21 protein-coding genes are annotated in these 19669 nt (G+C 63.3%); 9 read left to right on the forward strand and 12 right to left on the reverse strand.

Going from position 1 to position 19669, the window contains the following annotated elements; translation table 11 throughout:
- The first annotated feature begins 20 nt into the window (after positions 1–20).
- On the forward strand, positions 21–1694 hold the full coding sequence (locus tag DV027_RS03620; protein WP_130730565.1) for a M3 family oligoendopeptidase: 1674 nt from the start codon (positions 21–23) through the stop codon (positions 1692–1694).
- A 91-nt stretch (positions 1695–1785) separates the two neighbouring features.
- Complete coding sequence (locus DV027_RS03625; protein WP_130730566.1) at positions 1786–2082, forward strand: hypothetical protein; 297 nt, start codon at positions 1786–1788, stop codon at positions 2080–2082.
- On the opposite strand, the gene DV027_RS03630 is transcribed toward DV027_RS03625, so the two are convergent.
- Together DV027_RS03630 and DV027_RS03635 are read right to left on the reverse strand one after the other, a co-directional pair.
- The gene (locus DV027_RS03630; RefSeq protein WP_130730567.1) at positions 2054–3007 is read right to left on the reverse strand and encodes an SAM-dependent methyltransferase; all 954 of its coding nucleotides are present in this window, start codon (positions 3005–3007) and stop codon (positions 2054–2056) included. The genes DV027_RS03625 and DV027_RS03630 overlap by 29 nt on opposite strands.
- The gene (locus DV027_RS03635; protein ID WP_130730568.1) at positions 3004–3381 is read right to left on the reverse strand and encodes a DUF423 domain-containing protein; all 378 of its coding nucleotides are present in this window, start codon (positions 3379–3381) and stop codon (positions 3004–3006) included. Before DV027_RS03635 ends, DV027_RS03630 begins: the two co-directional genes overlap by 4 nt.
- Positions 3382–3668: 287 nt before the next feature.
- On the opposite strand from DV027_RS03635, the gene DV027_RS03640 reads away from it, so the two are divergent.
- Positions 3669–4238, forward strand: a complete 570-nt coding sequence (locus DV027_RS03640) for a DUF4142 domain-containing protein (RefSeq protein ID WP_130730569.1) — start codon at positions 3669–3671, stop codon at positions 4236–4238.
- 197 nt (positions 4239–4435) lie between these two features.
- Positions 4436–5008: a cob(I)yrinic acid a,c-diamide adenosyltransferase gene (locus DV027_RS03645; protein ID WP_130730570.1), complete on the forward strand. Its 573-nt coding sequence runs from the start codon at positions 4436–4438 to the stop codon at positions 5006–5008.
- A gap of 6 nt (positions 5009–5014) precedes the next feature.
- Here DV027_RS03645 and DV027_RS03650 read toward each other — a convergent pair whose 3' ends face one another.
- Entirely contained in the window at positions 5015–5590 is a 576-nt protein-coding gene (locus DV027_RS03650; protein WP_130730571.1) for a gluconokinase, read from the reverse strand.
- A 406-nt stretch (positions 5591–5996) separates the two neighbouring features.
- Between DV027_RS03650 and DV027_RS03655 the strand changes: the two genes are divergently transcribed.
- Positions 5997–6647: a hypothetical protein gene (locus tag DV027_RS03655; protein ID WP_130730572.1), complete on the forward strand. Its 651-nt coding sequence runs from the start codon at positions 5997–5999 to the stop codon at positions 6645–6647.
- Positions 6648–6671: 24 nt separating this feature from the next.
- Positions 6672–7154, forward strand: a complete 483-nt coding sequence (locus DV027_RS03660; protein WP_130730573.1) for a hypothetical protein — start codon at positions 6672–6674, stop codon at positions 7152–7154.
- 90 nt (positions 7155–7244) lie between these two features.
- On the opposite strand, the gene DV027_RS03665 is transcribed toward DV027_RS03660, so the two are convergent.
- The 3 genes from DV027_RS03665 to gluQRS form a co-directional block, all read right to left on the reverse strand.
- A complete protein-coding gene (locus DV027_RS03665; protein WP_130730574.1) occupies positions 7245–8471 on the reverse strand; it encodes a pyridoxal phosphate-dependent aminotransferase in 1227 nt (408 codons plus the stop codon).
- Between the two features lie 11 nt (positions 8472–8482).
- Positions 8483–9685, reverse strand: coding sequence for a pyridoxal phosphate-dependent aminotransferase (locus tag DV027_RS03670; RefSeq protein ID WP_130730575.1), 1203 nt, complete (start codon positions 9683–9685; stop codon positions 8483–8485).
- 61 nt (positions 9686–9746) lie between these two features.
- Complete coding sequence (gene gluQRS / locus DV027_RS03675; protein ID WP_130730576.1) at positions 9747–10625, reverse strand: tRNA glutamyl-Q(34) synthetase GluQRS; 879 nt, start codon at positions 10623–10625, stop codon at positions 9747–9749.
- 223 nt (positions 10626–10848) lie between these two features.
- Between gluQRS and DV027_RS03680 the strand changes: the two genes are divergently transcribed.
- Positions 10849–11409, forward strand: coding sequence for an HNH endonuclease (locus DV027_RS03680; protein WP_078524470.1), 561 nt, complete (start codon positions 10849–10851; stop codon positions 11407–11409).
- 76 nt (positions 11410–11485) lie between these two features.
- Here the strand turns inward: DV027_RS03680 and DV027_RS03685 are convergent, their stop codons facing one another.
- Positions 11486–11800 (reverse strand): hypothetical protein, encoded by a 315-nt coding sequence (locus DV027_RS03685; protein ID WP_130730577.1) that lies wholly within the window; start codon positions 11798–11800, stop codon positions 11486–11488.
- 384 nt (positions 11801–12184) lie between these two features.
- On the opposite strand from DV027_RS03685, the gene hpnR reads away from it, so the two are divergent.
- Positions 12185–13729, forward strand: a complete 1545-nt coding sequence (gene hpnR / locus DV027_RS03690; RefSeq protein ID WP_130730578.1) for a hopanoid C-3 methylase HpnR — start codon at positions 12185–12187, stop codon at positions 13727–13729.
- 663 nt (positions 13730–14392) lie between these two features.
- Here hpnR and DV027_RS03695 read toward each other — a convergent pair.
- Positions 14393–14653, reverse strand: coding sequence for a hypothetical protein (locus DV027_RS03695; RefSeq protein WP_207303405.1), 261 nt, complete (start codon positions 14651–14653; stop codon positions 14393–14395).
- A 222-nt stretch (positions 14654–14875) separates the two neighbouring features.
- Here DV027_RS03695 and DV027_RS03700 point away from each other — a divergent pair, with 222 nt between their 5' ends.
- The gene (locus DV027_RS03700) at positions 14876–15085 is read left to right on the forward strand and encodes a heavy-metal-associated domain-containing protein (protein ID WP_130730579.1); all 210 of its coding nucleotides are present in this window, start codon (positions 14876–14878) and stop codon (positions 15083–15085) included.
- Positions 15086–15180: 95 nt separating this feature from the next.
- Here the strand turns inward: DV027_RS03700 and DV027_RS03705 are convergent, their stop codons facing one another.
- From DV027_RS03705 to DV027_RS03720, 4 genes are all read right to left on the reverse strand, one after another.
- Positions 15181–15627 carry a SufE family protein gene (locus DV027_RS03705; protein ID WP_130730580.1) on the reverse strand — a complete coding sequence of 149 codons (447 nt, stop codon included), beginning with the start codon at positions 15625–15627 and terminating at the stop codon, positions 15181–15183.
- Positions 15628–15712: 85 nt separating this feature from the next.
- On the reverse strand, positions 15713–17026 hold the full coding sequence (hslU, locus tag DV027_RS03710; RefSeq protein ID WP_130730581.1) for an ATP-dependent protease ATPase subunit HslU: 1314 nt from the start codon (positions 17024–17026) through the stop codon (positions 15713–15715).
- Positions 17027–17028: 2 nt separating this feature from the next.
- A complete protein-coding gene (hslV, locus tag DV027_RS03715; RefSeq protein WP_130730582.1) occupies positions 17029–17622 on the reverse strand; it encodes an ATP-dependent protease subunit HslV in 594 nt (197 codons plus the stop codon).
- A 71-nt stretch (positions 17623–17693) separates the two neighbouring features.
- The gene (locus DV027_RS03720) at positions 17694–19655 is read right to left on the reverse strand and encodes a response regulator (protein WP_130730583.1); all 1962 of its coding nucleotides are present in this window, start codon (positions 19653–19655) and stop codon (positions 17694–17696) included.
- Positions 19656–19669: the final 14 nt, after the last annotated feature.

Below are 19669 nucleotides of genomic sequence, written 5' to 3' on the forward strand. Positions count from 1 at the left end.
TTCCATGGCACCCTGCCTGCATGTCCCGCCCTTTTGACAGCCTCGCCTTTCCCCGCCCCGCGCGTGATGCGCTGGCCCTGCGCTTCGGCCAGGTCTCGACCCTGCTCGATCAGGGTCGCGTGGCCGATGCCGCAGGCCTGTTCGATACGATCCGCCGCGATTATGAAAGCTGGTCCGCCCTGGTCGACCTGCGCTTCGCACAGGACACCACCAGCCCGGCCGCCAAGGCCGACCGTGACTACGCCGATGGGCTGGGTCCGTATGTCACCGCGCATGAAGTCACCCTCAAGCGCAGGCTGCTCGAATACCCCGACCCCACGGCGGTGGCCCAGGTGGTAACGCCCCACACGCTGGAACTGTGGCGCACCGACATCACCACCTTCGACCCCCGCATTGCCGATGCGCTGGAGGAGGAAGCCCGCCTGAGCGGTGAATACACCGCCCTGCTGGCCAGCGCGCGGGTGGAGATTGGCGGCCAGCAGGTCAACCTGTCCGGCCTCGCCCCCTATGCCGAGAGCACCGACCGCGCCGTGCGCCAGCAGGCCGAACAGGTGCGCTGGGCGTTCTTTGCCAAAAACGCGACCCGGCTCGACACCCTGTTTGACGACATGGTGCACCTGCGCGATGGCATGGCGCGCACGCTGGGTTATGACAGCTACATTCCGCTGGCCTACCGCCGCATGCGCCGCGTGGATTACGGGCCTGCCGATGTCGCCCGCTTTCGCGAGGACGTGCGCACCCATGTCGTGCCGCTGGTGCATGACATCGTGCGCAAACGCACCACCACCATGGGGTGGGAGGTGCTGTATTCATGGGATGAACCGCTGGTCGACCCGCTGGGCAACCCCCGCCCGGCAGGCGGGCATGACGTGCTCATGGCCCGCGCGCAGGCCATGTTCGACCGCATGGGCGGCGATCTCGGCCCCTTCTTTGCCCAGATGCGCGAGAACGGCTATCTCGACCTCATCAACCGGCCGGGCAAGGCGGGGGGCGGGTTCTGCACGTCCTTCCCCACGGTGGGCATGCCGTTCATCTTCGCCAACTTCAATGGCACGCAGCACGACATCAACGTGTTCACGCACGAGATGGGCCATGCCTACCAGAACTGGAAAAGCCGCAAGCTGCCCGCCATCGACCTGCTGTGGCCAACCATGGACGCCGCCGAGATCAACTCGATGGCGCTGGAATTCCTCACCTGGCCGCATATCGACCTGATGGTCGAGCCCGGTCAGGGCGAGCGCTACCGGCGCATGCACCTCATCTCGTCGCTCGCCTTCCTGCCTTACGGCGTGTGTGTCGATCACTTCCAGCACGAGGTCTATGCCCGCCCCGACATGACCCCCGCCGAGCGCCATGCCGTGTGGCGCGCGCTCGAGCAGCGCTACCTGCCCTGGCGCGACTATGGCGGCCTGCCCCACCCCACCATGGGGGGGCGGTGGCAGGCACAGGGGCATATCTACCGCTCGCCGTTCTATTACATCGATTACGCGCTGGCCCTGTGCTGCGCCATGCAGTTCTGGATCCGCAGCCGCGACGACATGCCGGGCGCACTGAAGGCCTATGTGGACCTGTGCGCGCAGGGTGGGGCGCAACCCTTCACCCGGCTCGTGCGTTCTGCCGGGCTTCAGTCTCCCTTCCAGCCCGGCACGCTGGCCGATGTGGTGCGCACCGCCCGCGCCCTGCTGGATGACTGAAAACGGAAGGCCGTTTTTGGGTGCGTCCTGAAGCTTTAAAAAAAAAGCTTCACCAAAAACTTTTGTCTCTTATCCATATTTCGGGGAATGCATGCCCACCACCACGCCTACGGTTACCCGCACGCTGTACAAGACGCTGGCCGTGCTCGGGCTGACAGTGCTGTTCATGCTCAGCCTGCGCCTGAGCACCACCGTGGCCGGCCTGGTCGACCGCATTGCGGGCACCGACCTGTGGCTGTCCGTCTACCGCCTTGCCGGGGCCACCGATGAGACCGAGCAGGAACGGCTGATCGTGATGGCGGTGGCCCTTGTGTGCTGCGTGCTTGCCATCGGCGTGGTCGAGATTGCCGACCGGCTGCTCATGCGCCGCGCTGCCAGAAAAAGGTGAGTTCATGCTTGTTGTGCCACAGGTGCAGCACGCGCCCGCCGGGAATGGCAGCGAAGGCCTCCGCCGTGTCGTGGTCGGTCTCGCCCTGGAATTTGATGGTCATGACAATCCGCGCAGCCCGGCCTGAAGCAATCCACCGCTGCGCCAGCGCAAGCAGGCGGGCGGGATAGGCGATGATGTCGGAAAACAGCCAGTCCACGGGTTCGCAGGTGGCGGGGTCCAGGCCGAAGGCGCTTTCATAGCGGCATGTCACGTTGGGCAGGGCGGCAATACTCTCGGCCAGCGGCGCGCGGTCAATGGCCGTGACCTGCGCGCCCTGGCTGGCCGCAACCCATGTCCACCCGCCGGGACAGGCGCCAAGGTCGATGCAGGTCTCGCCCGCCACGGGCCACCGGCCAAGGCGGAACAGGGCCTCCCACAACTTGAGATAGGCGCGTGAAGGCGGGTCGGTACGGTTCTCGACAAAAGCCACCTCGCCATTGATGAACGGCGCGGACTTGGTGGGCGAGAGCAGCAACTGATCTGGCGCCAGCAGCGTCCAGCCGCCCAGATGGGCATCAGGCGGCATGGCGGGAAAGCTGACCGGCTTCGGCCGCACCGGCGGCAGAGCATCGGTAATCAGGGCGCTGCGGCGGTGGAGCGTGGGCGCATAACCTGCCCAGTTGCGTTGCAGGCCGCGCATGATCCGCGCCGCCCCCTTGATGGAGGGCACCGCATGCAGTTGAGGCGCATCCCATACGTCAATCGCCCACAGGCTGGCCACGGGCAGTGCGGCTGACAGCGCCAGCCGCCCATGCCAGCACAGTGCTCCCGCCCCCTTGCGCGTCAGTTCCTGTTCCAGAACTTCTTCAAATCCGGGGGCCGCCAGATAGGCGCTGCGCACGGGCCAGGCGGGCTGCGTATATGTTTCGGGCTGGACGGTCATGCGCGCATGACCCCCACCGCCAGCAAAAGCCATGCCCCCATGAGAATGCTGCCCCCCGTGGGCGCCACCGGACCGGGATGAACGCCCCAGAACGCCGTCAGCGCCACGCCTACGCTGAAAAGGACCGTGCCCACCGCCATGAGGCAGCCGGACAGGGAAATGAGCGCGCGGCACCCCTGCTGGATCAACAGCACCGCAATGCCGATCATGGCCAGCGCATGCCACATCTGCATCTGTATGGCCTGCCGGGCCATGTCACGCCCGCCCTCGGCAAAGAAACGATCGGGCAGATGGGCGGTGAGCGCTCCGCCCATCACGGCGGAAAACGCGGCCAGCGCCGCAAAACACAACAGGAACCGGACAACAGTAGGCATTCAGCATATCCGCAAACAGGGTGACGACCCGCACACGACGCGGGCAGGCACACCCTACTCCCGCCGTGGGCGCATCGTATAGGCCAGCCCGGCATGAAGGGCGGCCACCACCCGGCAGACCGGATCAGGACGGTAGGAAAGTTTTCCTCTGGCCTGCCCTGCCGCCTTCACCTGCCGCAAGGGGCTGGTATTGTGGCCTGCTGGCTTTGTATGGCGGCCCAAAACTGATAAACTATGAAGACGTTCAGTAAAGCCGCCTGAATTTTACACGTTGGGAAGATGAAAGCATGAAAAATTACGCCGTCTGGTTTCTTTGCGCGTCTGTCAGCCTTCTTCCCGCAGCAGGCCTTGCGGCCCGTCCTGCCACGCCACCCGCAGCCCCCCCTGCAGCGGCGCCCGCGCCGAGCCTGCCGCCGCTTACGGAATCCGATTCCACCTTTGCTGAAAACGTGTCGGCCCTGAATGCATTCGAGATCACCATCTCCAAAATGGCCACGACGGAGGCCAAGCGGCGGAAGGTGCAGGAATTCGCCGCGCGCTCGGTCAAGCTGCACACCGCCAACGAGACTGCCCTCTCCACCCTCACCCTCAAGCACGGGCTGACCCTGCACAAGGAGATGAGCCCGGACGAGGATGAAGTCGCAGCCCAGCTCAAGACCGAAACCGGCGCCAAATTCGAGCGTGATTACCTCGACCTGCAGGCGCAGGCTGCAAGCGATGCTCTGGCCATGTTCCAGAACGAGGCGGAATCCGCTGCCGACCCCGAGCTCAAGACCTATGCCTCCACCACGGCAGACACGTTGCAGACCCTGCTCAACGATTCCCTGAAGCTGGGCGCGGCCAAGCCTTCACGCTAAAAAGCGCTGCCGCATTACTGGTAAAAATTTCTGTATACTTCTTTTTTCAAACAGATGGCGTTTTTTGAAGCTTTTTGAAAAAAGCTTCACCAAAAACTTTTGATTTACAGAATATATATTTCTTGGGGTTTATTTATATATAACGGTTTGACCTGAAGATATTTTTATTACTTTCCTCATGACAAACGGATCAATCCATGAGCATTCGCATCGACCGGGTCGTGACCCGTGGCGGCGACACAGGACAGACCGCGCTGGGCAATGGCACGCGCGTGGCCAAGGACTCGGTGCGCATCGAGGCCCTTGGCGCCCTTGATGAAGCCAATGCCGTAATCGGGCTGCTGCGCGCGAGCCTGCCCGCAGGCCGGAACGCCCGTTTCATTGCCTGGCTGCAGGGGCTTGTGTTCGATATTGGCGGCGTGGTGTGCATGCCCGGCAGGCCGCCCCGCCCGCTGGCGCAGGGCGCCGTGGCGGTCAGGGCCATGGAAGACGAGGTGGAGCACCTGCGCGCACATATCCCGCCGCTGACCAGCTTTGTCCTGCCCGGCGGCACGATGGCCGCGGCCCATGCCCATCTGGCGCGCACCGTGGTGCGGCGGGCGGAGCGACGGCTGGCCACGCTGGCGCGAAGCGAAGACCTCGGCCCCGATATTCCCGCCTGCATGAACCGCCTGTCCGATTACCTGTTCGTGCTGGGGCGCCACCTCAATGATAACGGGGCCGGTGACCTGACATGGACCCCCGCCGCCCCGCCGCCCACGGCTGGATGAGGGCGCTCAGCCCGGCAGGCGCTCCAGATGCAGGCAGGCCTGCTCGGCCAGATGGGCCTGCGGGGCGTTGACATCGAGCGTCATGACCACCTCATGGTGCATGTCGGGTTCCTCCAGTGTGGCGAACTGGCTGTCGAGCATGCCAACCGGCATGAAATGCCCCGTGCGCTGGCGCAGGCGCGGGGCAATGTCTTCCCGGCTGCCCTTGAGGTAGACAAAGCACACATCCGCATGGCCCGCCCCGATCCGCTCGCGATAGGCGCGCCGCAGCGATGAACAGGTCACGATGCCGCACTGCCCCTGCTCACGCCATGCCAGGATGGCCGCGGCAATGCGGTCGAGCCAGGGGGCGCGATCCGCGTCGGTCAGGGGAATGCCGTTGCTCATGCGCGCGATATTGGCGGGCGGATGCAGGTCGTCGCCTTCAATGACAGGCCAGCCCATGCGCGCGGCCATGAGCTGAGCCACGGTGCTCTTGCCACACCCCGATACCCCCATCACCACCAGCACGCGCGGGCGCGCCGCCTGCCCGAGCCTGCGCGAGAGAGAGACCGCTACAGCGTTTTGCCCATTGTCACACATACTGCATCCTGCCGGATATTACGAAAAAAAGACGTTATCGCGCCTTATCTGGCCCAAACAGGTCTCAAAACGCAAGTGACTGCTGCTACGCAGAAATACCAATACAGGGCATTTCATTATGAAATCTGCCGTTTTTTTGTTTATAAATAAAAAAATATTATTAATTTATATTATTATTTCTTCTTCATTTATTTGAATTTTGTTAATATATATTATGACATAATAATTATGTCATTCATTATTATATTTATCTTCATACCTCTTGCGCAGGTCGCCCCTAAGGCTTTATATACTCGATCAATCACTTAAAAACAGACACCATCGGCATCCCGGTCAGAGGAATATTTTCCTAAATATGGCCCTTTCAACATCTCGCATGGTGCATTGAGTTATCGAGAGTTCTGCTGTGTCATCTTATAACGATTTTCTTTCCTTTTCGAAGGAAGAAGACCAGAGCCCCCAACGCGAAGAAGTCAATGAAACCGCCTTCCGCCAGGCGCTTGAGCGCCTTGGCAAGGGCAAGCCGCGCGGCCCCGCCGCGCCCAAGGCCCCGCAGGCCAAGGCGCGCCCCGTGCGCCAGGCCGACCCCACCCAGCGCCGCCGCAAATTCGTGCAGGATGGCGATGTACGTGTCGAACATCATTCGCTGACCACCGGCCGCGCCTCGCCGCGCGTGCTGCATGCCCAGCCTGAAGACCGGGGCGAGGCGGAGCAGCTGCGCCACAAGATCCAGTTCGAGCAGAAGCTGCGCGAGGAGGCTGAACTCCGCCTTTCGGAAGCGCAGGCGCAGATCCGCTCCCTGACCACCCGCATCGGCCATGCCGATGTCATCGCCGCCGAGAACAAGACCAGACTCGCCGAACGCGATGCTGAAATACTGAGCCTGCGCGCTGAAATCTATGCTGCCCGCGAAGAAGCCGACCGCCTGCGTGAGGAAGCCAGCCGCCTCAAGGCCAGAAGCCGCGTGGCGGAAAACCGGATGGCGCCAGCCCGCCCCCCCCAGGCGGACGATGACGCGACTGACCCCAATGAGCCCGAACCCGTAAAATGGTGGTAACGCCAGCCTCAGGCCGCCATGCCCATGGAACCCGATGAGCCGCCGCCCAACCCCGCGGCCCGGCAGAGGCAGATCGGGCTGATCATTGTCGCCACCTGCACCAGCATGAGCCTTGCCATCATGGTGCTGCTGCCGCTGGTCAGCGGGTTGATCAACCTGTTGCGCGACATACTGGGCGTGCTGATCCTGCCTTTTTCTTTCATGTTCGGGCTAGGAAGCGGCACGCAGGAACAGTCACCCGCGCTGCTGCGCCTGCTGTCGGATATGGGATTGCAGACGCAGCTGCACCCACTCCGGCTCGGGGGGGCCGCGGTGCTGGAACTTGTCGCGGTCTTCCTGTTTGTCATTGCCGAGCGCCTGGGCGGGCGCACCGGCTACATGGGGGCCTGCGCGGCCTCGGCGGGGGCGATCGTGCTGTCGGGCCTGCCACTGGCAACCCCGCTCCTGCCCGCCATCCTGACCGAGGGGGTGTTCCTGCTCAACCCGCCCTCGCCCGATCCGGACTGAACGCGGCAGAACATAAAGACGTTCGTGGTGAAGCTTTAGAATGCCGCCTTTCGCGAGAACAGGCGGCACCCGAACGCCCTGATAGTCCCTTCAGGACAACCCATCCACAAACCGCGCAAGGCGCGTGCAGCATTCCGTAAGAATATCATCGCTCGTGGCATAGGACAGGCGCAGGTAAGGCCCTTGCCCGAAGGCCGAGCCATGCACCACGGCCACATGCTGCTCGGCCAGCAGGGCGATGGCGAAATCCTCGTCCGTATTCAGCATCCGCCCCCCTGCTGTCCTGCGCCCGATGCAGCCCGCAATGCCGGGATAGGCATAAAACGCCCCGTGCGGCATGGCGCAGGTCAGGCCGGGAATGGCACGCAGGGCCGAGACCACCATCTCGCGCCGGCGGGCATAGACCGCGCACATCTGCGCGATAATGTCGGGCGGCCCGTCAAGCGCCGCAGCGGCGGCGGCCTGGCTGATGGAACAGATACCTGAAGTCGAGCTGCCCTGTATGGCGGTCATGGCGCGGATGAGCGGCGTGGGGCCACCCACGTAACCTATCCGCCAGCCGGTCATGGCATAGGCTTTCGACACGCCGTTCAGGGTCAGGATACGGCCCTTGAGGTCTGGCGCCACGGCGGCAAGCGAGGCGTGGCGCTGCCCGTCATAGAGCAGGTGCTCGTATATCTCGTCACTGAGCACATGCACATGCGGGTGGCGGCGCAGCACTTCCGCAACAGTCGCGAGATCCGCCTCCCCCATGGTGCCGCCCGTGGGGTTGTTGGGGAAATTGAGCACCAGCCACTTGGTGCGTGACGTGATCGCGGCCTCCAGCACCTCGGGCCTGAGGCGGAAATCATCGGCCTCATGGCAGTCGGCATAGACCGGCGTGCCGCCAAACATCTCGACAATCAGCGGGTAGCTGACCCAGTACGGGCGCGGAATGACCACTTCATCGCCCGGCTGAACGGTGGCCATGAACGCATTGAAGATGACCTGCTTGCCCCCGTTCGAGACCATGATCTCACCCGGCGCGTAGTCCAGCGCGTTCTCGCGCGCGAATTTGCGCGCGATCGCGGCCTTGAGCGCAGGCGTGCCATCAACGGGGGGGTATTTGGTCTGCCCGTCCAGCGCCGCGCGGTGGGCCGCCTCGATTACGGCGGGCGGCGTGGCAAAATCGGGCTCGCCCAATGCGAGCGAGAGCACTTTCCCGCCCTTCGCGCGCAGTTCACGCGCGCGCTGCGCCATGGCAATGGTGGCGGGCACGCTCAGCCGCTCCATCCGCTGCGCAAACAGCGGATAGGCCAGTCCTTCATTCCTGTTCATGGCAGCGCCCCTTAACGCAGGGCTGCGCAGAAACGCTGGATGCGCAGGCACGCCTCCTTCAGGCTGGCCGTGTCGGTGGCGTAGGAGATGCGGAAATGCCCGGCAAACATGAACGCGCTGCCATGCACGGCGGCAACGCCTTCCTCATCGAGCAGGGCGGTGACGAAGGCTTCATCGGTATCGATCAGCGTGCCGCCCGCGCTGGTCTTGCCCAGGCAGCCGACGAGCGAGGGAAACACATAGAATGCCCCCTCGGGCACCGGGCAGTGCAGGCCCTTCGCCTCGTTGAGCATGCCCACCACGAGGTCACGCCGCGCCTGATAGGTGCTGACCATGGTGCCGATGAAGTCCTGCGGGCCGGTCAGTGCTTCCACCGCCGCGGCCTGGCTGACCGAGCCGGGACCGGAGGTGGACTGGCCCTGCAGCTTGTTCATGGCCCGCGTCATCTGCACGGGGGCTGCGGAATAGCCAATGCGCCAGCCGGTCATGGCATAGGCCTTCGACACGCCGTTCATCGTAACGGTGCGGTCGCGCAGGCGGGGCTCGACCTCGACCACGGTGGGCGCGCGGAAGCCGTCATAGACCAGCTTGTTATAGATGTCGTCGGTCAGGATCCACACATCGGGGTGGCGCAGCAGCACATCGCACAGGCCGCGCATCTCCTCAAAGGAATAGGCCGCCCCGGTGGGGTTGTTGGGCGAGTTGAGCAGCAGCCACTTGGTTCGCGGCGTGATCGCGGCCTCGAGTTCGGCGGGCTGGAGCTTGAAGCCGTTCTCCACGCTGCACGGCACGATGACGGGCGTGCCCTCGGCCAGCGCCACGATATCGGGATACGATACCCAGCACGGCGCGGGAATGATCGCCTCGTCACCCGGATTGATGGTGGCGACCATGGCGTTATAGATGATCTGCTTGCCGCCATTGGCAACGATCACTTCATCCCAGGTATAGTCCAGCCCGTTATCGGCGCGGAAGCGCGCGGCAATGGCGCGGCGCAGGGCCGGCGTGCCCGCAACATCGGTGTATTTGGTCTCGCCCGCCTCGATTGCGCGGATGGCGGCTTTCTTGATGCTGTCCGGCGTATCGAAATCCGGCTCGCCGGCGGAAAGGCTGATGATGTCCTTTCCCGCCGCCTTGAGTTCACGCGCCTTGGTCGAGATGGCAATCGTCTGGCTCGGGCTGATCCGGGCCAGCCGGGCGGCGGTAAGATCCATGGTATCAAGATCCATCAACAGTGAAAGGACACATCCGGCACGTGACCGGGGCGGCCGTAGCCTAGAGCGAACCCGTGCCCGAGGAAACAGCAGATATGTGATGCCCGCCCCCGGCGGCTTCCATCACCTGCTGCGGCGTCATGCCCCCTGCCCGCATGGCGCGGATGGAGGGCGCGCCATCGCGCTTGGCCAGCCGCCTGCCCGCGGCATCGCACAGCAGCGCATGGTGGCTGTAGCGCGGCGCGGGCCAGCCCATGATGTGCTGCAACAGCCGGTGCAGCCCGGTTGCTGGTCGCAGGTCCGCCCCGCGCGTGACAAGGGTGATGCCCTGCAACGCATCATCATGGGTGACGCATAGATGATAGGAGGCAGGCACATCGCGCCGCGCCAGCACCACATCGCCAAATGCGGCCGCATCGGCGGGTTGCGGGCCTTCGCCCAGTTCGTGCCATGTCAGCGTATTGGCGCCGGGCCATTGCAGGGCGCGCGCCATGTCCAGCCGCAGGGCATGGGGGGTGCGGGCCGCAAGTCTTGCCGCCCGCAGGCCCGGGTCCATATGGCGGCAGGTGCCGGGATAGACCAGGGCGCCATCGGGCGCGTGATGGGGCGCGCCCGCGGCCTCGGCAATATCGCGCCGGGTGCAGAAGCACGGGTAAAGCAGGCCATGCGCCGCCAGATAGTCAAGCACGGCGCGATAATCGGCCATATGTTCTGACTGGCGGCGCACCGGCTGCGGCCAGGACAGGCCGAGCCAGGCGAGGTCGGCATACAGGTCGGCAATGAACTCGGGGCGGCAACGCGTGGTGTCGATATCCTCCACCCGCAGGATGAAGCGCCCCCCCGACTCCGTGGCCGCGCGCCAGCCGTGCAGCACCGAGGCCACATGCCCCAGGTGCAGGTGCCCCGTGGGGCTGGGCGCAAAACGGGTAATTTCAGCCATTATCAAGTCAAATCAGGGTTATGGCGAAAAAATGCGCCCCCACCCTGCCCTGCTGCGTTGATGGATCAACTCCTGCGCCCGCGCGGGCATGGGGTTGCCACGCCATGCGGGGTCTGCAATAGATTCGACAGTTACCTGACGACGACGCACATCCATAAGGCGTTCGCTTCGGAACAGAGTACGCCTGAACTTTGTGCGGCGGCATTCGGAAAGGAATGCGTCCGTGCCCTGTGACAGTCAATACCTGCCAGCTCTCGTCCTGAATGCCGATTTCAGGCCGCTCTCCTATTTCCCGCTTTCGCTGTGGTCATGGCAAGATGCCATCCGCGCCGTGTGGCTCGACCGCGTATCGGTGCTGAGCGAATATGACACAGTTGTCCACTCCCCCACCCAGAGCCTGCGCCTGCCCAGCGTGATTGCGCTGAAAGACTATATCCCCACCGCCCGCAAGCCTGCCTTCACGCGGTTCAATGTCTTCCTGCGCGACAATTTTTCCTGCCAGTACTGCAACACCCGCTTCCCCACGCAGGAACTGACCTTCGACCACGTCATTCCCCGCAGCAAGGGGGGCCGCACGAGCTGGGAGAACGTGGTGACCGCATGCAGCCCGTGCAACCTGATCAAGGGCTCCTACATGCCGCACCAGATCCGCATGTACCCCGCCCGCACGCCCGCGCGGCCCTCAAGCCGCAGGTTGCAGGAAAATGGCCGTGCCTTCCCGCCCAACTACCTGCACGAAAGCTGGCGCGACTACCTGTACTGGGATACCGAACTCGAAAACTGAAGCCACCCCGCCCCGACCAGCGCGACGCGGGCGCAACACACCGGGGCGGCCAGGGTTCCCTTACCGGGCGGACACGCTATTTTGTGTAGCTATAGCCGTATTCATCGGCCATCTTCTGCAGGTCGGGCGCGCCACGCAGGTTGAGCGGCAGCGGCACGGCCTTCTTCTTCTTTGAACCGAAGATGAAGTTATGGTCGCTCATGCGCTGGCAGGTATTCGCCGCGATGGGAAAGCTGAGCTGCATGGTGGTGCCCAGCTGCTCGCGCAGGCATTTTACATCACTCTCGAACGGCTTGCGCCCGATCTCGGCCGTGCAGCCACCAAGCACCACCAGCCCACATGCCAGCAGCCCGAGGCGGGCGGGCAGTTTTTCCACAATCTTCAGCTTCATTTCGACCCCGTCGCTTAAGCGGTGGCAAGACTGCCACGAAAGCGCTGCCCGCGATAGAGGACAAGACGCCCCATGGGCGGTGCCGCGTGGGCAATGCATAGGTGCCCTACCGGCAATGCCGGACATGAACACAAAGCATACCTGCCAAGAAGATATGATGAAGCCGGATGGTGGTATCATCTGAATGCATAGGTGATATTACCGTGATCTTGGTGACAGGCGGGCCTTATATTGCCACCCTCTGTCATTATTCTGATTTTTTTTAAATCATACGTGATATATAAAAATTGCAAATACAGCACCGGACCGGCTGTAAATTTGTTACCAGATTGCGTATGGCTGTCGCGCGTTGTCACCGTCCCCATCGATGCCTGAGGTAAAAGAATGAGATTACTGGCCGTTCATCCAAGCTCGCTCATGTACACGAAGGTCTTCCTGCGTCTTGAACCGCTGGGGCTTGAACTGGTTGCCGGTGCCGCGCGCAACAAGGGGCATGACGTGCAGATCCTCGACCTGCAGGTCGAGAAACACCCCGATTACTGGCAGCGCATCGAGGAATTCCGCCCGCATGCCATCTGCTTCTCGGGCAATTACCTGGCCAATGTTCCCGAGATCATCGACCTGTGCAAGGAAACGCGCAAGCGCCTGCCCAACGTGTTCCTGTTCATTGGCGGGCATTCCATCTCGTTCATCGCGCGTGACGTGCTGGCCCTGTCCGATGGCGCCATCAACTGCGTGCTCAAGGGTGAGGGTGACGCCACCGTCGGCCTGCTGCTCGAGGCCTGGGAACAGGGCAAGGACCTGACCACCGTGCCCGGCGTGGTGACCATGGATGGCGAAGGCCCGCCGCCCATCTTCATCGAATCGCTCGATGAGGTGCGCCCCGCGCGCGACCTGCTGCGCCACCGCCGCAAATACTTTATCGGCACCCTCGACCCTGCCGCCTCCATCGAGTTCGCCCGTGGCTGCCCGTGGGACTGCACCTTCTGCAGTGCGTGGACGTTCTATGGCCGCTCCTACCGCACGGCGAGCGCCAAGGTGATTGGCGAGGAACTGCAGGAGATCAAGGAGCCCGGCATCTTCATCGTCGATGACGTGGCCTTCGTGCATGCCGAGCACGGCATGGCCATTGCCGACGAGATCAAGCGCCGCAACATCCAGAAAGAATACTACCTCGAGACGCGCGCCGACGTGCTGATGCGCAACAAGGAAGTGTTCGCGGTCTGGAAAGAGATCGGGCTGAGCTACATCTTCATCGGGCTTGAGGCGGTGGATTCCGAAGGGCTGAAGCGCTTCCGCAAGCGCGTGTCGATGGACCGCAACTTCGAGGCGCTGGAATATGCCCGCTCGCTCGACCTGATCGTGGCCATCAACCTGATTGCCGATCCGTCATGGGACCGCGAGCGCTTCGAGGTCATCCGCCAGTGGTGCCTCGAGATCCCGGATATCGTGAACATCTCGGTCACGACCCCCTACCCCGGCACCGAGATCTGGGAGAGCGAGTCCCGCAAGCTGACCACGCGCGACTACCGCCTGTTCGACATCCAGCACGCGGTCATGCCCACCACCCTGCCGCTGCGCGAGTTCTATGAGGAACTGGTCAAGACCCAGCAGATCCTCAACAACAAGCATCTGGGCTGGAGTGCGATCAAGGACACGCTGGGCATCGCCCTGCGCCTGGCCCTGCGGGGGCAGACCAACTTCCTGACCATGATCTGGAAGTTCAACTCGGTGTTCAACCCCGAGCTGCAGATGGCCGACCATGCGCAGAAGCCAGAATATGAAATGCCGCTCAAGCCGCAGGGCTCTGACCAGAAGATCGACCGCAAGACGCTGTACGTGCATGGCCCCGCTGGCCGCAAGTCACGCAAGATCGATGACGATACCGAAAAGTTCGTTGATGAAACCCGCATGAGCACGGTTGACTGACGCGCGCGCCACGTCAATCATCTCGTCCATGCAAGGGCCGGTTGCGCAAGCACCGGCCCTTTTTGCATCCCCCCTCCGCACACGGTGCCCGGGCGCCAGTCACCTGGGAAAACGCCTGTGATCTTCAGGCAAGGCTTTCAAGCACGCCGCCTTTAAAAAAGGCAGTGCCCAAAATTTTATCCTTTTTTTATCAATGCACTATTCCCAAGCAGTCACGCATTCGCCCTGTGCGCTACAGACAGTTTTCCATTCCATGATGCCACATGAACACGCTAGGATCGCGACCGCTTCCTGTTCGGGCATGGAATGGGCAGGTTTCTATTTTTATTATGATCGATAATATCATTCATGATACTGACCATGCAAAAGGCGCGCCAGCCTGCAAGCGCAGGCCACTCCAGAAATGACTTTTAAAAATTAAGAAAAGTCTTTGGAAGATGTCGCCTTTTTTAAAAAAGGCGACATCTTCCAAAGCGTCTCGAAAAAAGCTTCATCAAAAAATTTTATAATTTCAGGATGTCATCCGGGCTGCTTTTTCAAATAGGCCCTGAGCCATCAGCCGGGGAACAGGATTTCCCCATCCGTTGCGCTGACATCAAAAAAACCGATCCGATGCCGGATAGCCAGTTCACGCGTCAGGGCATACGCCTCTTCAGCCACCGACTATGCAAAAGCCGCGTAGATCATGTGTGGGCTGACGGTTGAATAATCAGTCAAATAAGGACCGGCATCATCTGACGCATCCAGTTCTGCGCTGCCCATGTCCAGAAATGTGCGGCACATGTCCCTGTACCATGCGCTCAGTGCCGGCGTTGTGGCACTGCCTTCACCCGCGTCTTCCATCTGCTGGCGATACCAGGCAAGGAATTCCGTCCTGTCACGCGGGGCGGTAACGGGATCAAAAACCATAAGATCATAACTCAAGGCATCCGGCCTCCATTTTCACCATGCCCCAATATATACAATATATCCTATAATGGGGTGATCTCTCTCTATCCGGCGCACCGCAATCCGGTTTGCGTCCCGCGCCACGGGGGGAGCACTGTGGAAGAGGTCATGGTGCAGCGCCCTGTTCCATTGTAATGATTTGACGGATCAACCCAACGCAGCCACTGCGGGCGTGCGACAGCAGAAGGTAGCCAGACCATGGAAAAAATGACACTGAACATACAGGGTATGACCTGTGATGGCTGTGCCGCCAAGGTGCAGCGCGCGCTCGAAGGGGTGGATGGCGTCTCGATGGTGGAAGTCTCGCTCGAGCAGGGCAAGGCCTTTATCACCTACGATGCCCGCTCCACCAACCCCGAAGACCTGTACGCCGCCGTGGATGACGCAGGATTTGATGCGGGTTACTGAAGGCTGGAATAGTCCACGCGCTGCCTTTTTTTCCCAAAAGGCAGCCGTTTCTGAAGCTTTTTGAAAAAAGCTTCACCAAAAACTTTCTTGCGTTTTTAGGCCGGCAGGGCGGCAGCCGCCTTGCGAATGGCCTGCGCCATGGCCTCCACCCCATTGCCCCGGTTGGTGGAGAGCGCCTGCACCAGCCCCAGTTCGCGCAGGAAGGCTGGGTCGGTATCGAGTATCTCCTGCCGGCTGCGGCCGGAATAGACCCGCAGCAGCAGCGCCACCAGACCCGACACGATGGCGGCATCCGACGCACCTGCAAGGTAGAGCACGCCATCGCGCGGCTGCACCTCCATCCAGACCTGGCTCTGGCAGCCCGGCACGCGATGGGCGTCATCCTGCCACGCGGGCGGAAAAGGCGGCAGCTTGCGCCCGAGTTCGATGATGTACTGGTAGCGCTGCATCCAGTCATCAAACAGGGCCAGTTCCTCGCCAATCTCGGCAATGGCGTCGGCGGCGGTATCGTCCTCGGGCTTTACAAACGGGTCGGTCATCATCTTTCCAGCATTGGTGGCCATCAAATCGGTCAGAATGCAAAAGGCCGCGCCCTGCGGCACGGCCCCCTGCGGGTCTGATCATGCCCTACAGGATAAAGCGGCTCAGATCACCCTTGCGGGCCAGCGGCGCCACCTTGGCCTGCACGTCGGCGGCCTCGATCAGCACAGCCTCGCCCTTGCGGTCGGCTGCGGTAAAGGACACATCCTCCAGAAGGCGCTCGAGCACGGTGGCCAGACGCCGCGCGCCGATATTTTCAACCCGCTCGTTAATATCCGCCGCAAGCTCCGCCAGCGCGTCAATCGCCCCGTCGCTGAACGACAGTTTCACATCCTCCGTGCCCAGCAGGGCAACATACTGCTTGAGCAGCGAATGCTCCGGCTCGGTCAGGATGCGGCGCAGGTCCTCGCGCGTAAGCGAGGCCAGTTCCACCCGGATGGGCAACCGCCCCTGCAACTCGGGCAACAGATCGGACGGCTTGGCAATATGGAACGCGCCCGATGCAATGAACAGGATATGATCGGTGCGCACCGGGCCGTATTTGGTCGAGACGGTGGTCCCCTCGATCAGCGGCAACAGGTCGCGCTGCACGCCCTCACGCGAGACATCGCCGCCCCGCGCGCCCCCTTCGGCGGCTCGGGCGCAGACCTTGTCGATCTCGTCGAGGAAAACGATGCCATGATCCTGCGCATGGGCCACGGCCTCGCGCGTCAGGGCCTCGGTATCGAGCATCCGGTCCGCTTCCTGCCGGATCAGGGCGGCACGGGCGGCGGCCACCGTCATGCGCTTTTGCTGCGGCACGCGGTTCATGAAGCCCTTCATCATATCCGAGAAGTTGATGACGGTGCCCGGCGTCATGTTCGGCATGTCGGACTGGGTCGGGTTGCCGCCCTCGGCAATCGATATCTCGACTTCCTTGTGCTCGAGCTCGCCTGCGCGCAGCATGCGGCGGAACTTGTTGCGGGTCTCGGCTGAAGCCCCCTCGCCCACCAGCGCATCGAGCAGGAGCTTCTCGGCCGCTTCCCCTGCATTGGCCTCGACATCCCTGCGCCGCAGGTCGCGCAGCATGTTGATCGAGACCTCGATCAGGTCGCGGATGATGCTCTCCACATCGCGGCCCACATAGCCCACTTCGGTGAATTTGGTGGCCTCGACCTTGAGGAACGGCGCCTGCGCGAGTTTGGCGAGGCGGCGGGCGATCTCGGTCTTGCCGCAGCCGGTCGGCCCGATCATCAGGATGTTCTTGGGCACAACCTCCTCGCGCATCGCATCGGGCAGCTGGGCGCGCCGCCAGCGGTTGCGCAGCGCAATGGCCACGGCGCGCTTGGCATCGCCCTGCCCGATGATGAAGCGGTCAAGTTCGGAGACGATCTCACGCGGGGTATGATTGGGTATTTCCATTATCAGGCCGCCCCTTCATGCGCATCCGCGCCCAGTGTCTCCACAATGACGCAGTGGTTGGTATAGACACAGATATCACCGGCAATCTTCATCGAACGGCGTGCGATTTCCTCGGCACCCAGCCCGTCAATGCCCAGCAGGGCGCGCGCGGCCGAGAGCGCGTAATTGCCGCCCGAGCCAATGGCGATGATGCCATCCTCGGGTTCAAGCACATCGCCATTGCCCGTAAGCGTGAAGGAACGCTCGGCATCGGCCACGGCCATCATGGCCTCGAGCCGGCGCAGGTAGCGGTCGGTGCGCCAGTCCTTGGCCAGTTCCACGCAGGCGCGCTCGAGCTGGTTGGGGTAGCGCTCGAGCTTGTTTTCCAGCCGCTCGAGCAGGGTGAAGGCATCCGCCGTCGCCCCCGCGAAGCCTGCCAGGATCTGCCCCGTCGGCCCGATGCGGCGCACCTTGCGAGCATTGCCCTTGATCACGGTGGCCCCCAGCGTCACCTGCCCGTCGCCCGCCATGGCGACACGCCCGCCGCGGCGCACACACAAAATGGTCGTACCATGCCACCCGACAGGGTCATGGGATGAGGAATGATGATCTTGCATGGTCCTACAGATAAAACCTTCCTGCGCCAGCACAAGGGGCAACGCGCCCGCTGCCGGGCGCGGGCCGCATTTCAGTCAGGCGGGCGCTGCATGATCCGGTCGATATGGGCGGCAAGGTCCGCCTGCGTGAAGGGCTTGTGCATGACATTGGCGCTGCCCGCGGGCAGCGCGCCCGCGCTGGCGTAGCCGGTCAGGTACAGCACGCGCAGGCCGGGGCGCAGGGCCTGGAGGTGGTGCACCGTCTCGAGCCCGCCCATGCCAGGCATCATCACGTCCATGATCACGAGGTCGATCGGGCCGAGCCCCGCCTTCATCGCCTCCACCGCCGCCGTGCCGGAGGAATATTCAAGCACCTCATGCCCGCGCGCGCGCAGAAAGCCTGCCGTGACCGCCCGCACGCCCGGCTCGTCATCCACCACCATCACATGCAGCGCGCGGCCATTTTGTGCCCCCGCCTGCAGGCTGGCCACGGGCCGGGCCGGGTCCTGCGCCCTGATGCCCCCCTGCACCGGCAGGCACAGATCCACGCGCGTGCCCTCACCCGGCTGGCTGCGCACCTGCACCTCGCCACCCACATGACGGATGAACCCATAGATCATGGACAGGCCCAGCCCCGTGCCGCGCCCCACATCCTTGGTGGTGAAAAAGGGCTCGAACACGCGCGCCAGCGTATCGGGCGACATGCCCACCCCCTGGTCGGTGACCGAGACCATCACGTAATCACCCGGCACGAGGTTGGTGCCCGCCACGATCTCCTTCACCTGCTTGAGGGCGGTCGAGACCACGATCATGCCACCGCCGGGCATGGCATCGACGGCGTTGATGCACAGGTTGAGCACGGCGAGCTCAAGCTGGCCCGCATCGGTGCACACAGGCGGCAGCCCCCCGTCGGATGCAGCGGTATCGACCACGATGGAACAGGGCTGCCCGCGGGCCCCCTTGCCCTGGCGCGAGACCACGGTCTGGGCCAGCAGGTCCTTCATGCCATGCAGCAGGGCGTTCACGTCCACCGGCTCGAGGCTCAGGTCGCGCGGGCGGCTGAAATTGAGCAGCCTGCGCGTGAGCGAGGCGCCACGCTGGGCGGCGGCGGCGGCGTTGTCGAGCAGGCGGGCCATCGGCCCTTCCTCCGGCCCCATGTCGCGCACGAGTTCGAGCGAGCCCAGCACTGCGGTAAGCAGGTTGTTGAAGTCATGCGCGATGCCGCCTGCCAGCGTGCCGAGTGCCTGCATCTTTTCCGCCTGGCGCAGGCGGGCCGCCATTTCCTGCTGGCGGGTGATGTCGCGGTTGATCACGACCGAGCCGGCCGAGCCATCGCCCAGCGCGCCCAGAACCACGCGCGTGATCTCGCGCCACCGCCCCTGTGCCGCACCCCGGATATGGGCAGGCAGTTCGAGCGCTTCCTCATCCCGCCCTTCCGCCTGCAGGCGCGCCTGCGCTGCCCGGATGATGGGCAGGAGGTCGGCATCGCACAGTTCCTCCTCCGTGTGGCCAAGGCAGGCATTGATGTCCCGGCCATAGAAATCGGCCGCCTGCTGGTTGATGCGGATGAAGCGCCCCTGCGCATCCTTGAAGCCAAGGCCCGAGCGCAGGTTGTCAAGCAGCCCGTGCAGCAGCATGCGCTCGGTGCGCAGTTCACGCTCGAGGCGGTGGTAATCCGCCGCCTGCACGATCATGGCGCGCAGGGCGTCGGGGTCCCATGGCTTGTGGGAATAGAACGAGATGCGCCCCTGGTTGAGTGCCGCCGCCACCGCGCCGATATCGGCATAGCCGGTGAGCAGGATGGCCTGGGCATCGCTATGGGCGCGGGCACGGGCCAGCATCACGTCGCCGCCCATCTCGGGCATGCGCTGGTCGGACACGATCACGTCCACGTCGTTGCGGGCGGAAAGGATCTGCAGCGCCTCGGTGGGCGATGTGGTGGACAGGACGGTAAACGTGTCTTCCAGCAGGTCGGTCAGGGCAACGAGGATCTCCGCCTCGTCATCGACCAGCAGCACGACGGGGCGCGCCTGCGCGGCAGGATCTGTGTTCATGGGCATGGTCTCTC

The organism is Komagataeibacter xylinus (assembly GCF_004302915.1).
GTDB lineage: Bacteria > Pseudomonadota > Alphaproteobacteria > Acetobacterales > Acetobacteraceae > Komagataeibacter > Komagataeibacter xylinus_C.

What these genes read in the sequence shown, in the direction of transcription:
- DV027_RS03620 (WP_130730565.1), top strand. Translation starts at nt 21, where the DNA reads ATGTCCCGCCCTTTTGACAGCCTCGCCTTTCCCCGCCCCGCGCGTGAT.
- DV027_RS03665 (WP_130730574.1), bottom strand. Translation starts at nt 8,471, where the DNA reads ATGAACAGGAATGAAGGACTGGCCTATCCGCTGTTTGCGCAGCGGATG.
- DV027_RS03635 (WP_130730568.1), bottom strand. Translation starts at nt 3,381, where the DNA reads ATGCCTACTGTTGTCCGGTTCCTGTTGTGTTTTGCGGCGCTGGCCGCG.
- DV027_RS03705 (WP_130730580.1), bottom strand. Translation starts at nt 15,627, where the DNA reads ATGATGACCGACCCGTTTGTAAAGCCCGAGGACGATACCGCCGCCGAC.
- DV027_RS03640 (WP_130730569.1), top strand. Translation starts at nt 3,669, where the DNA reads ATGAAAAATTACGCCGTCTGGTTTCTTTGCGCGTCTGTCAGCCTTCTT.
- DV027_RS03650 (WP_130730571.1), bottom strand. Translation starts at nt 5,590, where the DNA reads ATGTGTGACAATGGGCAAAACGCTGTAGCGGTCTCTCTCTCGCGCAGG.
- DV027_RS03685 (WP_130730577.1), bottom strand. Translation starts at nt 11,800, where the DNA reads ATGAAGCTGAAGATTGTGGAAAAACTGCCCGCCCGCCTCGGGCTGCTG.
- hslV (WP_130730582.1), bottom strand. Translation starts at nt 17,622, where the DNA reads ATGCAAGATCATCATTCCTCATCCCATGACCCTGTCGGGTGGCATGGT.
- hpnR (WP_130730578.1), top strand. Translation starts at nt 12,185, where the DNA reads ATGAGATTACTGGCCGTTCATCCAAGCTCGCTCATGTACACGAAGGTC.
- hslU (WP_130730581.1), bottom strand. Translation starts at nt 17,026, where the DNA reads ATGGAAATACCCAATCATACCCCGCGTGAGATCGTCTCCGAACTTGAC.
- DV027_RS03700 (WP_130730579.1), top strand. Translation starts at nt 14,876, where the DNA reads ATGGAAAAAATGACACTGAACATACAGGGTATGACCTGTGATGGCTGT.
- DV027_RS03630 (WP_130730567.1), bottom strand. Translation starts at nt 3,007, where the DNA reads ATGACCGTCCAGCCCGAAACATATACGCAGCCCGCCTGGCCCGTGCGC.
- DV027_RS03645 (WP_130730570.1), top strand. Translation starts at nt 4,436, where the DNA reads ATGAGCATTCGCATCGACCGGGTCGTGACCCGTGGCGGCGACACAGGA.
- DV027_RS03670 (WP_130730575.1), bottom strand. Translation starts at nt 9,685, where the DNA reads ATGGATCTTACCGCCGCCCGGCTGGCCCGGATCAGCCCGAGCCAGACG.
- DV027_RS03660 (WP_130730573.1), top strand. Translation starts at nt 6,672, where the DNA reads ATGGAACCCGATGAGCCGCCGCCCAACCCCGCGGCCCGGCAGAGGCAG.
- gluQRS (WP_130730576.1), bottom strand. Translation starts at nt 10,625, where the DNA reads ATGGCTGAAATTACCCGTTTTGCGCCCAGCCCCACGGGGCACCTGCAC.
- DV027_RS03720 (WP_130730583.1), bottom strand. Translation starts at nt 19,655, where the DNA reads ATGAACACAGATCCTGCCGCGCAGGCGCGCCCCGTCGTGCTGCTGGTC.
- DV027_RS03625 (WP_130730566.1), top strand. Translation starts at nt 1,786, where the DNA reads ATGCCCACCACCACGCCTACGGTTACCCGCACGCTGTACAAGACGCTG.